Origin of the sequence: Caulobacter sp. AP07, from assembly GCF_000281955.1 — a bacterium.
GTDB lineage: Bacteria > Pseudomonadota > Alphaproteobacteria > Caulobacterales > Caulobacteraceae > Caulobacter.
The window spans coordinates 1-12620 of record NZ_AKKF01000020.1 but is presented as its reverse complement, the minus strand read 5'-3'; the positions used below and the strand labels follow the sequence as shown (position 1 = coordinate 12620).

At 68.8% G+C, this 12620-nt stretch carries 9 protein-coding genes and 1 pseudogene; 4 read left to right on the top strand and 6 right to left on the bottom strand.

From position 1 onward, the window contains the following. Positions 1-496 (top strand): annotated as a pseudogene (locus PMI01_RS02025) (DNA primase); the annotation flags it as partial. 514 nt (positions 497-1010) lie between these two features. Beyond that, a complete protein-coding gene (gene rpoD / locus PMI01_RS02020) occupies positions 1011-2963 on the top strand; it encodes an RNA polymerase sigma factor RpoD (RefSeq protein ID WP_007662339.1) in 1953 nt (650 codons plus the stop codon). Positions 2964-3045: 82 nt separating this feature from the next. On the opposite strand, the gene PMI01_RS02015 is transcribed toward rpoD, so the two are convergent. The 4 genes from PMI01_RS02015 to PMI01_RS02000 all read right to left on the bottom strand — a co-directional run bounded on the left by PMI01_RS02015 (position 3046) and on the right by PMI01_RS02000 (position 8340). Beyond that, on the bottom strand, positions 3046-5139 hold the full coding sequence (locus tag PMI01_RS02015) for a TonB-dependent receptor (protein ID WP_007662337.1): 2094 nt from the start codon (positions 5137-5139) through the stop codon (positions 3046-3048). 213 nt (positions 5140-5352) lie between these two features. Then, complete coding sequence (locus PMI01_RS02010) at positions 5353-5958, bottom strand: hypothetical protein (RefSeq protein ID WP_007662335.1); 606 nt, start codon at positions 5956-5958, stop codon at positions 5353-5355. Positions 5959-6115: 157 nt separating this feature from the next. Further along, positions 6116-6937: a hypothetical protein gene (locus PMI01_RS02005; protein ID WP_007662333.1), complete on the bottom strand. Its 822-nt coding sequence runs from the start codon at positions 6935-6937 to the stop codon at positions 6116-6118. A gap of 116 nt (positions 6938-7053) precedes the next feature. Next, on the bottom strand, positions 7054-8340 hold the full coding sequence (locus PMI01_RS02000) for a S8 family serine peptidase (protein WP_007662331.1): 1287 nt from the start codon (positions 8338-8340) through the stop codon (positions 7054-7056). A gap of 129 nt (positions 8341-8469) precedes the next feature. Between PMI01_RS02000 and PMI01_RS01995 the strand changes: the two genes are divergently transcribed. After that, positions 8470-8970, top strand: a complete 501-nt coding sequence (locus PMI01_RS01995) for a sigma-70 family RNA polymerase sigma factor (RefSeq protein ID WP_007662330.1) — start codon at positions 8470-8472, stop codon at positions 8968-8970. Beyond that, positions 8967-9761: an anti-sigma factor family protein gene (locus PMI01_RS01990; protein WP_007662328.1), complete on the top strand. Its 795-nt coding sequence runs from the start codon at positions 8967-8969 to the stop codon at positions 9759-9761. The genes PMI01_RS01995 and PMI01_RS01990 overlap by 4 nt, the downstream gene beginning before the upstream one ends. A gap of 44 nt (positions 9762-9805) precedes the next feature. Here the strand turns inward: PMI01_RS01990 and PMI01_RS01985 are convergent, their stop codons facing one another. Together PMI01_RS01985 and PMI01_RS01980 are read right to left on the bottom strand one after the other, a co-directional pair. Next, positions 9806-10357 carry a toxin-activating lysine-acyltransferase gene (locus PMI01_RS01985; RefSeq protein WP_007662318.1) on the bottom strand — a complete coding sequence of 184 codons (552 nt, stop codon included), beginning with the start codon at positions 10355-10357 and terminating at the stop codon, positions 9806-9808. Beyond that, positions 10358-12620: cadherin repeat domain-containing protein (locus tag PMI01_RS01980; RefSeq protein WP_007662316.1), on the bottom strand; the 2263-nt coding region annotated here is incomplete at its 5' end.

Below are 12620 nucleotides of genomic sequence, written 5' to 3'. Positions count from 1 at the left end.
CGGCGGCCGTCTCAAGCCGTTCCACGCCGCCGTGGCCATCGCCGCGCTGGACCATCCGGCCTGGGCCCGGCCCTATGACGAGGCCATCGAGCGGATCGGCTTCGGCGACCCGCGCCTGGCCCCGCTGGCGGCCGAGCTGTTCGACGCCCTGTCCGACGAGATCAGCGACGACACCCCGTTCCGCGCCATCCTCGACCGCAAGGGCCTGGGCGGTCAGGTCGCCGAGGTCGAGCGCGTGGCCCACGCGATCACCGCCCCGTTCCTCGACCCGAAGATGGACCCCCACCGCGCCAAGGCCCTGTGGTCGGCGTGCTACGAGGCCCTGGTCGAGATCGGCGACAGCGAACGCGCCCTGGCCTCCCTGCGCCGCGAACCGGTGACCGCCGGCACCCTGACGGCGACGCGCGACCTGCGCACCCGGATCGGGGTGCTGGAGCGGCAGATCAGCGGGCTGGAATTCTGGGAAGCGGCGGCGACCACGGCCGCGATCTCGTAAATTGCGCGCTTAACCAACCCTGGATATCCGCCCAAGCCGAGCTTGAAGATCAGGCCGGGGCGATCCCGCCTGCGCCGCCGGGGTCCCGACCTTCGCCGGGATGAGTGGAATTGGCGAGCGTTCCCATCTTGACTCCGGCGTCATGCAACGCCATCTGGCGACTCAAGGATTTGCCACGCTGCTGATTGACATCGCTCGGGCCGCCATTTTGATGCGCGCGCCCTCCTTGAAACAGGATGTCACCCTCGCCGCCGTCAGGTCCCAGTGGCTGCGGAAACCTCGCGAGAGGCGACGCCGACCGCGCTCGAAGCCCGCGCCTCCGCACAGAGCCCAGCTCGCGGAGCGTTAGCCCATGGCTCTTCGACGTGTGTCGCGCGTTTCCCTTGAGAATTTTTTCAGCGGTTCGCTGGATGACTGGAACGGACGACAGGGCGCGATGCGTAAAGCGGCCTTTCACGTACACATTTCTCGGCGCGCGCCTCGATCCTGGCGCCGCGTCGTTTCGGAGACCTGAATGAGCACGACGACGACTGACGGAGCTGAACCGCCCGAAACCGGTGGCGGCGACGGCCCCCTGCTCGACCTGACCGATGCCGGCGTAAAGAAGTTCATCAAGCAGGCCAAGGCGCGCGGCTACGTCACGATGGACGAGCTGAACAAGGTCCTGCCGTCGGAAGAAGTGACGTCCGAAGCCATCGAAGACACCCTCGCCATGCTGAGCGAGATGGGCGTCAACGTGGTCGAGGCCGAAGAAGACGCCGAGACCTCGGAAGGCGGCGAAGTCGTCGCCCGCGAGGACAACCAGCAGGTCATCACCAGCGACAAGCCCGCGGCCTATGACCGCACCGACGATCCGGTGCGCATGTACCTGCGCGAGATGGGCAGCGTCGAGCTGCTGTCGCGCGAGGGCGAGATCGCCATCGCCAAGCGCATCGAGGCCGGCCGCGACACCATGATCCGCGGCCTGTGCGAAAGCGCCCTGACCTTCGAAGCGATCATGGTCTGGCGCGAGGAACTGGGCACCGGCCGCATCCTGCTGCGCGAAGTGATCGACCTGGAAGGCACCTATACCGCGATCAACGGCGTCGCCGCCGCCATCGCCGCCGAGGAGGCCGAGCAGGCCGAACCGGTCGAGGCCGACCCCGACGCCCCCAAGGCCGAGGGCGAAGGCGACGACGAGGACGATTTCGACGACGGCGCCGGCCCGACGGTCAGCGCCATGGAAGGCGAGCTGCGCGAAGGCGTGATGGCCATCCTCGACGCGATCGCCAGCGAGTTCGAGACCTTCCGCAAGCTGCAGGACAAGCTGGTCGGCAGCCGCCTGAAGGGCGCCGACCTCAGCGACGCCGACCGCAAGGCCTATGAGGGCCTGTCGCAGACCATCATCCAGCACCTGAAGACACTGAAGCTGAACAACGCCCGCATCGAGGCGCTGGTCGAGCAGCTGTACGCGATCAACAAGCGCCTGATCGGCCTGGAAGGCCGCCTGCTGCGCCTGGCCGACAGCTACGGCATCAGCCGCAGCGAGTTCCTCAAGGCCTATTTCGGTTCGGAGCTGAACCCGAACTGGATCGAGCAGGTCAAGGCCATGGGCGTGCGCTGGACCAAGTTCGTCGAGAACGACGTCAATTCGGTCGGCGACATCCGCCAGGAAATCGCCGCCCTGGCCACCGAGACCGGCGTGCCGATCGACGACTACCGCCGCATCGTCCAGACCGTGCAGAAGGGCGAGCGCGAGGCCCGTCAGGCCAAGAAGGAAATGGTCGAGGCCAACCTGCGCCTCGTGATCTCCATCGCCAAGAAGTACACCAACCGCGGCCTGCAGTTCCTGGACCTGATCCAGGAAGGCAATATCGGCCTGATGAAGGCCGTCGATAAGTTCGAATATCGCCGCGGCTACAAGTTCTCGACCTACGCCACCTGGTGGATCCGTCAGGCGATCACCCGCTCGATCGCCGACCAGGCGCGGACCATCCGCATCCCGGTGCACATGATCGAGACGATCAACAAGATCGTCCGCACCAGCCGCCAGATGCTGCACGAGATCGGCCGCGAGCCGACGCCGGAAGAGCTGGCCGAAAAGCTGGCCATGCCGCTGGAAAAGGTCCGCAAGGTCCTGAAGATCGCCAAGGAGCCCATCAGCCTCGAAACGCCGATCGGCGACGAGGAAGACAGCCACCTGGGCGACTTCATCGAGGACAAGAACGCCATCCTGCCGATCGACGCGGCCATCCAGAGCAACCTGCGGGAAACCACCACCCGCGTGCTTGCCTCGCTGACCCCGCGTGAAGAGCGCGTGCTGCGCATGCGCTTCGGTATCGGCATGAACACCGACCACACCCTGGAAGAGGTCGGCCAGCAGTTCTCGGTCACCCGCGAACGCATCCGCCAGATCGAGGCCAAGGCGCTGCGCAAGCTCAAGCACCCGAGCCGGTCGCGCAAGCTGCGCAGCTTCCTGGACAGCTAGGAACGCGAACGGTCGATCGACGACGATCAGGAAGGGCCCGGCGGAAACGCCGGGCCCTTTTGTCTAGAGCGCGACGCCGGCCCTACGGCAGGGCGTAGCGCAACGTCACCATCGCTGAACGGGGCGCGCCGGGCAGGTTGAGGTTGGGGCTCGTGCCATGGCCGGAGACGATATAGCCCTCGTCGAAGAGGTTGCTGACATTGAGTTGCGCGACCAGCGGTCCGAACCGCTTCCAGGCCATGGCGTCGACCGTGGCGTAGGCCGGCAGGGTGACCGTGTTGCCGGGGTTGGCGAAGCGGTCGCCCACGTAGTTGGCGCCGGCCCCAAAGCCGTACCGCCCGCCGACATCCTTGGTCAGCCACAGGTTGGCGCTGTGCTCCGGCGTGATGGTCGCGCGTTTGCCGGCGATCGGCCGGCCGGCGTCGATGGCGATCGATTCGGTGACCTTGGCGTCGAGATAGGCGTAGCCGGCGATCGCCCGCCAGCCATTGGCAAGGTCGAGGTTCCCGGTCAGCTCCACCCCGTCCGTGCGCTGCACGCCGATCGGGATGATCCTCAAGGTCGCCGGATCCGTGGCCTTGATGCCGGTGCGCTCGAGCCGGAAGACCGAGACCGTGGCGCTGGCGCGGCCGTTCAGGAAGTCGAACTTCCCCCCGACCTCGTGGTTGGTCGTTTCTTCCGGGGCGATGTCGGCGTTGCTGGCGGCCAGGGCGAAGGTTTCGCCCGACGGCTGGAACGAGCGGCTCCAGGAGGCGTAGTACGACTGGGTCTTGCTCGGTTGCCAGACCAGGCCCAGCCGCGGGCTCCAGCTCTTGTCGGTCCGTGACAGGTCGGCCAGGCCCGGCAGGCGCTGGTCGGTCGCCTGCTCGAAGCGGTCGTAGCGAACCCCAACCAGGGCCTTCCAGTGCTCGCCCAGCGACACCAGGTCCTGCGCGTAGACGCCGACGGTCTTGAAGATCGTGCGGTTGTCGACGGTCGGGGCGCCGGGAACCGCACGGGCCAGGATCGGCGACACGGGGTTGAACAGCGACACCGTCGCCACGCCGTTGCGGGAATAGGTCAGGGCGTCCTTGACCTGGCGGCTGACCTCGACGCCGTAGAGCAACTGGTGGCCGGTGGCGCCCAGGGCCAGGTCCTGGGTGAGTTCGGCCTGGTTGAACCAGCCGTGCTCGTCGCGCTCGACGTTCGATCGGTTGAGGGTCACGGTCTGGGCCACCTCGTTCACCGAGCCCGGCAGGGTGTTGAAGCGCGACAGACTGTAGTTGTAGTAGCGGAAGGCGTTGCGGAACTTCAGGCCCTCGCCGAACTGGTGGGACAAGGTCGCCGTGCCCGAGGCCACCTTGCTTTGGCTGGTGTCCACGTCGCGGGCGTTGGCCGCCCCGTAATAGGTCCCGGCGTCCACATCCACCGGCCGGCCGCGATAGGCCGGCACGCCGAAGTCGGTGACGCGCTTGTCGCGCAGATAGTCGGCCTGGATCAGCAGCGAGGTGTCGTCGCCCAGCGCCACCGTGGCGGCCGGGGCCACGGCTTCACGCTTGAGGAACTGGCGATCGCGATAGCTGTCGGCCCGTTCGACGGCGCCGGTCACGCGCAGCGCCGCGCCGGGAAGCGCCTTGCCAAGGTCGAACTCGATCCGTCCATCGTCCCAGGCGCCGTAGCTGGCCATGACCGCGGCGACGTCCACGCCGGGCTTGCGCGTGACGCGATTGATCAGCCCGCCGGACGAGCCGCGACCGTAGAGCACCGAGGCCGGCCCCTTGACCACCTCCACCCGCTCGATGTTCGACAGGTCGCGGAAATAGAGCGCGTCGTCGCGCACCCCGTCGATGAACTGGTCCGCGATCGCCGTGAAGCCTCGGATCGACACCTGGTCGCGCTGGCCGTCGCCGCTGGAGAAGCCGACGCCCGGCACGTTCTTCAGCACATCCTGCAGCGACAGCGCGCGCTGGTCCTGCATGACCTTCAGGCCGACCACGTCGATGGTCTGGGGGATGTCGCGCAGCGGGGCTTCGATCTTGGTCGCCGTCGTCGCCTGGCCTGGATTGTAGTCGCCCTTGCGGCCGGCCACCCTGAGCTCCGACACCGTATTGGCCGTATCGTCCGCCCACGCGGGCAAGGGCGCGAGCATCGGCGCGAACGCGCAGGCCAGCAGCAGGCGGCGGGTGGCTAAAGACACAGGCGAATCCCTCGACGAACGAAAGATGCGCCTAATAATCACTCGCAACAATGTGTCAATATTGAAAGACGGCGAGGTCGTGGAGTCGGCCGTCGGGCAGGCTCCACATGGAACGGGATCAGCCGATGGCCGACGCGCCAGACTCAGGCGGCCAGGAAAAAGGCGGCCCCGCAGGGTCGCCTTTCCGAGGAGGGCTGCAACGCTTCGGAACCTCTATAGCGGCGCGTTGCAGTTCACGCCCGAGCCGGATTTGGACAGCTTGCAATAGATCGAGGGCACCGAGGTCACGATGTCATCAATCTTCTGCTGGTCATTAACGATGTGGGCCAACCTCTGATAGTGCTTGTGGTTGTCGAAACTCGACTTCAGGCTAACCGCCTCGCTCTTCACGTTCCCCAATTCACCTTTCACGTTCGCCAACTCGCTCTGCAGGCTGGCCAGGCCGCCCGTCACGGCCACCAGGTCGTTGGCGTTGGTGATGCCCTTCAGCGAAACGGTGGCCAGCCCGTTCTTCAGGCTGTCGATCATCTTGGCCTGGGTTCCGGCCTGGCCCTGCAGGGCCGCCGTCTGCTGCTGCAGCGCCGCGACCTGGCCTCGCAGGATGTTGACCTGCTTGAGCAGTTCCAAGGGGTCGGCGGCGCTGGTGATCGGCCCCTTCGGCATCTGAAGCTGCGGATTGGTGGCGGGCTGGGCGGCGGGCGCGGGCGCGACCGGTATGATGCGGATGGGCAGCGGTCGCTGGGCCCAGGCGGCGGACGCCGACAGGGCCAGGGCGGCGGTGACCATGGCCGGCAGGGCGATAGGCTTGCGGATCGTCATCTGGTGGTTCCCCTCGAGATCCGGACCCCCGCCCGGCGAACGACGTTATCACGACGCGCCGTCAAAGCAGCCCCGCTTGCCGGGTCGCCGATCGACACGGGCATGAAAAAGGGCGGCGTCTCGCGACGCCGCCCTTTCCGGTCAAGGACGCTGGAGCCTAGTTGCCGATCTTGGCGTCGGCCGAGCCGGTCCCCGAGGCCTGAGCCCTGGCGCCCTGGCGCGAGGCCGAGCCGCCGAGGCCCAGCGAACCGCTGTTGCCGGTCGAGCCGCGCGCGCTGGAGGCGCCGCCGGAGCCCGAACCACCGGCCGAACCGCTCAGGCCGTCGCCGGACAGGCCGCCGGTCGCATTGGCCGCGCCCGCGCCGTTGGTGCTGGCCGAGCCGGCGGTGTCGCGGGCCGAGCCGATAGCGTTGCGGGCCACCGCCCCGCCCCGGGCCGTGGTCGCCCTGGCCCGGTCACGCGTCGCGCCGACCGCGTCGCGGCTCCGATCGGCGAGGCGCGAGGTCACGCCGCTGGTGTCCGGGGCGTTGAACTGGCCGGCGCCGCCGAGGTCGCCGGTCAGGGCGCCGCTCGCGCCGCCGGCCGAGGCCGAACCGGCGCCCGAGGCCGAGCCGGCGACATTGCCGGCGCCCGACACGCTCGACGTCGCGCCTTGGGCGACGCCCTGGGTGCGGCTCACCGCGCCCCGGGTGCGGTCCCGCGTGCGTTCGACCGTATCGCCGGTCCGCTGGCGCGTGCGCTCGGTCGCGCCGCGAACGCGCGAGGTCACGCCGTCGGTGTCCGGGCGCAGCTCGCCGCCCCCGCCGATCGTGCCGCCCAGTTGGCCGGTGAGGCCGCCCATGCCGCCGCCGAGGCCGCCGCCGAGGCCGCCGGTCAGCCCGCCGCCGCCCGAACCGCCGAGGATCTGGGCCTGGGCCATCGGCGCGGCCAGCAGCAGGGCGGCAGCGGTGGCGGTGATGAAGAATGAGGTCTCGCGCATGGTGTCTCTCCTGGAAGATCGAGTGCGAAGTCTGTGTGTCGGGGGGAGCGGCGTTTCGTCCGCCTCCTGACCCGTCCAACGACGCCCCAAAGGGCTTTCTTCCCGGCCGCGCGAATTTATTTTCCCGCCGCCTCCACCAGGCCGCGCCCGTACAGCGGATCGGGCCCCGGCGCGCCCAGGTCGATCGCCGCTTCGCCCAGCCGGGCGACCGCCCGCTTCGCCTCCTGCGGATCGGCGACGTCGATCATCCGCGCCAGGCGCGCGGCCACCACCGGCGCGGCGTAGGAGGTGCCCCGCACGATCGCCGTCCGCCCGCCCGGCGCGGCGACCTTCACCTCGGCGCCGTAGGCGGCGAAGTCGACATGGGCGGCGCGACCGGCCTCGGGCAGCAGTCGTCGGCGACGGTCGACCCCGGTCACGGCGATCACCCCCGGATAGGAGGCCGGATACAGGGCCGGAGCCGCCGGCCCGTCATTGCCGACCGCCGCGACGATCAGGCAGCCCCGGGCCACCAGCGCCCGGACCGCCACGCCCAGCGGACCGTTCGGCGGCCCCACCAGGCTGACATTGACCACCGCCACCCTGGCCTGGGCCATCCAGGCCAGGGCCGAAACGATCGCCTCGGCCGAACCGCCCGTCGGGCCCCGGCCATAGACGTCGGCGGCCAGGATCTGGCCCACGCCGCCGGCCACCAGCACCGAAGCCACCGCCGTGCCGTGGGCGCCGGGACGGACGCCGCCCGGACCGAAGCCGCGCGACTGGATCTTCACCCCCGCGAAGGCTGGCTGGGCGGCATCGACGCCGCCGTCCAGCAGTCCCACGCGCGCCGCCTCGCCGCCCGACGCGGCCGCGACCGCGACCGGCCCCGGGGACGCGCCGGCGCCCGCGTCCGCATAGAGATGGTTGAAGTCGTAGTCGCCGGTCGGGTCCAGTTCGCGCAGCCGCCGCACGGCCGCCTTGGCGCTCATTCCCTTCGGCGGCGTCAGGGTGACCAGTTCCAGCCCCAGGTCGTCGGACCGGGTCCGGCGCGCCACCGAGAACCCGGCCGCCCGGACCGTCTCCAGCGCCTGCGGGCTGGGCGAGATCGCCAGCACCTCGGCGCGGACCACGGGCTGGCCCAGGTCGTCGAGCTCCAGCGCCTTCGGGTTGCGCCGGACCAAGTCGCTCAGGCGATCGAGCCGCGCGGCGACCAGGGCGCGCGGCGTCAGTTGCTCCAGTTCCTCCGCCGCCTGGCCCACGGCGCGCGCCAGGGGGTCCCGCCGGGGATCGGGCAGGGGCAGGCCGCCCAACACCGAACTTGGCGACGGCAGCAGCTGGGCGAAGGCCGGCGCGGCCAGGAACAGCACCAGCAGGCCGGGCAGCATCGCGGCGGCGGGGCCGAGGCGGGGCCAACGGAACGTCATCGGGGGTCTGCCTCCTTCGCGCGACGGGCGCTCACCATGGCCCGATCGCGGCGGGCGTGAAATAAGTTCACCGTTCAGGGACTAAACGACGGCGACGGATCGTTTCTTCCACAGGTGACGAAGGCGAACTTGGATTTCTTCCAGACAGAGATGCTGACCCTGCTGCCCCGCCTGCGCCGGATGGCGCGGGTCCTGGCGTGGGAGCCGGCCGACGCCGACGACCTGACGCAATTGACCGTCGAGCGCGCCCTGGCGCGCCGCGATCAGTGGCGTCCCGGCACGCGGTTGGACAGTTGGATGTTTCGGATCATGCGCAACGCCTGGATCGACGAGACGCGGACCCGCAAGCGGCAGGGCGGCGTGCTGGCCCCGCCCGAGCACGGCGCGCTGGCGGCCGATCCCGGCGCGCCGTCGCTGGAGGCCCGGCTGGGCGCCTCGGCGGTGGAACGGGCCCTGGACGCCCTGCCCGAGGACCAGCGCATCGCTGTCGCCTTGGTGCTCATCGAGGGTCTATCCTATCAGGAGGCCGCCGATAGCCTGGAGGTGCCGATGGGCACGTTGACCAGCCGTCTGGCGCGCGGACGCGCCACGCTGCAAACTGTGTTGACCGACCAAGGAGTCCTGCCATGACCGTCCCGGACGAAGAGGTCTTCGCGTTTGTCGACGGCGAGCTGCCGCCCGAGGCCATGGCCCGCATCGCGGCGGCCATGGAGAACGACCCCCAGCTGACCCTGCGGATCGAGACCCAGCGCGCGCTGCGCCGCCTGCTGTCGGGCGCCCATGCCGGCGCCCTGGAACGGCCGCCCCAGCGGCTGACCGCCGCGGTGACCGGCGGCGAGGCGCCCAAGCCCACGACGCGCCCCGCCGAGGTGATCGCCTTTCCGGGCGCCAAGGACAAAACCAAGGACAAGGCCAAGGCCAAGCCGCGCGAACCCAAGGTCGCCAGGCCCCCAGGCGTCCGTCGGAGCATCCCCCCCTGGATCGCCATGGCCGCCTGCCTGGTGGCGGGCCTGTTCGTCGGCCGGGTCGCGATCCCGCCCCTGCCGGTGCTGAGCGGCGCCCAGGACGCGCCGCCGATCGCCACGGGCCCTCTGGCCCAGGCCCTCAATCGGCAGGGCTCCGGCCAGGGCGCTGGGCCCATTCGCATCGGCCTGTCGTTCAAGGACCAGGCCGGCCTCTATTGCCGGACCTTCCAGGCCTCGGGCCAGACGCCGGTCGCCGGCGTGGCCTGCCGCGAGCCCTCGGCCTGGCGCCTGCGCGTGGTCAGTTCGGCCGCCCCGACGACCAAGACGGCCTACCGCACCGCGGGCGCGGAAACCCCGGCGGCGGTGCTGGCGGCGGTGGACGCCATGATCGTGGGACAACCGCTCGACGCGGCCGGCGAGGCCCAGGCCAGGGCCAAGGGGTGGAAGGCGCGCTAGCAACGAGAGCCTTCCAGCCCCCAGGCTTCCTCAAGTCGGGCGCGTTACGCGTCGCCCAAGGTGACCTTTTCCCGCTTGCCGGTTCCCGGATCGGTTCTATGCAGATGGAAGGTCTTGCCCTTGAACGGCCCGTTGACCAGATCCAGCAACATGATCTGCGACAGCCTGTTCTCAGGCGTCGCGAACGGCGAGATCAGCTCGACCAGCCAGGTCCGGTCGCCGGACGTCCAGTCCTCGGCCGAGAGGTGTTCGCCGGCCTCGAGCCTGGCTTCGGCGGCCTCCGAGAGATTGGCCCAGATCGCCACGCCCAGCGGCAGGGTTTCGAGGCCCTCGCGGGTCAGGCCAAACTGGGCGAACGAGGCCGGGTCGGCGTCGCTCAGGCCCGGCGTCGGTCCAAACCGGAAGATCCGAAACTGCTCGCTGACCACGGCGGGCATGAACGACCACTCCAGCGCCTTGATCTTCAGTTCGCGGTGAACTGTGGATTGGCTGAGCAGCCAGACGATCTGGCCGATGGCTTCGGCGACGGTCCTGGGACCGCCGCCGTTCCCCGGGGCGCCGTCGGCGGTCTTGGTGTCGGGTGAAACGCTCATCATCTATCGCACTCGAATGTCAGGCAGCGCCGTCAGGAGCGCCAGGGACTGGGCATGGCCACGCCGCAAGGCGTCGGGACCAAAGTCGGCGGCGCCTTCTCGCGAAAAGCCGGCCATCGCCTGGACCATCTGCAAGCGGGTTTGCTGCGCCAAGGCAAGGCTCGCTTCCAAAGCCGATCGCGAGCCGTCACCCGCCAGGTCGCCATAGTCAACCGCGGCGAGCGGCGAGGACGGCATGCGGGCGGCGTCCAGTATGCCCGCCAGGTCGATCCCCGAACGCGACTGCGGCGCCAGGGCGCGCGCCTCGTCCGGGAGGGCCAACCGAGCCTGGTCGTCGGCCACCGGTCTGCTGTGTGGCGAGAAGGTCCCGTCGCCATCCTGCGCGCCGGTCTGGCTGGCGGGAGGGTTCCGGGTCGAAGCGGCCGTGCGATCGACGCCGGAAAGTTCATCGACCGGAGTCGTGGGCGCCGATGGGGCGGCGTCGTAGGCCAACATGACGTCGCCCAGGGTGAGGCGCGTTCCATCGGTCTTGACCAGGTCGGAGGTCGCGTAGAGCACGTTGTCGCCGGTGACCGCGGCGCTGGCCCCCGTCAGTCGCTGGGTCAGGTTCAGCGCCTGGACCCCCAGTTCGCCGAGGCCATGGAGTTCATCGGCCTGGCTGACGCCGTCCTGGTTCTTGTCCTGCCAGATCTTGAATTGGGCGAAGCGGGCGTCGTCGTCGTCCAGGAAGCCGTTTCCGTTGCTGTCGAAAGCACGAAGACCCTCAAGGTCGGACACCGCGCCTTCCAGATCGCCGACAAAGGAGATCTCGGCGCCCGTGGTGATCTTGCCGTCGCCATTGCGGTCCAGCGCCAGGAAGGCGTCGTCGGCTCCGACCCAACCGGTGCGGACGGCCTGGCCGGTTCCCGCGACGTCGAAACGCACCGTCGAATTGGCGCGACCGACCAGTTCGACGCCGTCGCCGTCCAGGTCGATGACCACGGGGGGGAGCAGGGCGATCTGGTTCGGCGAAGACGTCGTTGACGAGATCAGCGTGACCTCGGGCGCGCCCTGGTAGGCGAACATCACGTCGCCAACCTCACCGACCGTGCCGTCGGCGCGGACGAACTGGGTGGTTCCGTAGACGACATTCTCGGCGCTGTTCAGATCCGCGTCGGCGTTGCGGGTGAGCGCCAGATTGATTGCGGTGATCCCCAACTCGGCCAGCGACTTGAGTTCGCCAGCCTCGCTGACGGCGTCGCCATCGGCGTCCTGCCAGATCTGGAACTCGTCGAACCGCGCGTCCTGTTGGTCGAAGAAGCCGTTGGCGTTGCTGTCATAGGCGCGCAGGCCCTCCAGATCGGAAACCGCGTGCTCCTCATCGGTCGAGAAGCGGATCTCCGAGCCGTCGTCGATCAGGCCGTTGTGATTGCGGTCCAGGACCAGCAAACCGTCGCCAGCCCCGACCCAACCGGTGCGATCGCGCGCGCCGTCGCCGTCCTGGTCGAAGCCCACCGTACTTTGCGCGAGGGACACGAGGCTGACGCCGTCGCCGTCCAGATCCAGGACAATAGGGGCGATGAGGTTGAAGGTCAGGCCTCCCACCCTGCAGGTGTAGTCGCGATAGGCATGAGCGGCGTCTTCCACCCTTACGGTGAAGTAGCCGATCGATTCTCTTATGGTCGAGCCATCCTCATTGTAGCTCATTCCGATATCAAATGTGCGCGTATTGCCAGAGCCGGACCAGGCGCCGACGGCAGGCAAAGAGCCGACCTCCGCATAACTACTCATCACCGACCAACTGATGGGGCCTGGGCCATCGGCATCCGAGGCCGAAAGAACGACGTGATATTGGGTGAATGTCATCCCGGATACGTAGTCCATGGACGCATCCAGTAGCGGTGCGTTATTCTCGACTATATCAGTGATATTGATCGTAACTTGCGTACTGGCCGAAAGCATGGTCGTGCTCGCGACCCCGTCTTGGTCCTCCGCCTTGACGGTCAAAATGTAGGCATGAGGTTGAGTCTCGTAGTCGATATCGTATCTCTGGTAAGAGATCACGCCCTCGGTGCTGATCGAAAACTTTTCAGCCCCGCTCCCCGACAGGGTGAGTTTGAGCTTCGCGTTATTTGAGCCCGCCGTGTCCGGGTCGCCAAACGCGATCGTCCCGACATTGGTCCCGGGACCGGCATTCTCCGCAATCGACTTTGACGCCGCGCCCCCGACCCAGCCGCTAACCCAAGGCTTCTCATTGACGTCGTTGACGTTGACGGTGACCAGCTTC

Excerpts from the sequence above, each read along its gene's own strand:
- PMI01_RS01985 (WP_007662318.1), bottom strand. The coding sequence starts at position 10,357 with ATGATGAGCGTTTCACCCGACACCAAGACCGCCGACGGCGCCCCGGGG.
- PMI01_RS02000 (WP_007662331.1), bottom strand. The coding sequence starts at position 8,340 with ATGACGTTCCGTTGGCCCCGCCTCGGCCCCGCCGCCGCGATGCTGCCC.
- PMI01_RS01990 (WP_007662328.1), top strand. The coding sequence starts at position 8,967 with ATGACCGTCCCGGACGAAGAGGTCTTCGCGTTTGTCGACGGCGAGCTG.
- rpoD (WP_007662339.1), top strand. The coding sequence starts at position 1,011 with ATGAGCACGACGACGACTGACGGAGCTGAACCGCCCGAAACCGGTGGC.
- PMI01_RS02010 (WP_007662335.1), bottom strand. The coding sequence starts at position 5,958 with ATGACGATCCGCAAGCCTATCGCCCTGCCGGCCATGGTCACCGCCGCC.
- PMI01_RS02005 (WP_007662333.1), bottom strand. The coding sequence starts at position 6,937 with ATGCGCGAGACCTCATTCTTCATCACCGCCACCGCTGCCGCCCTGCTG.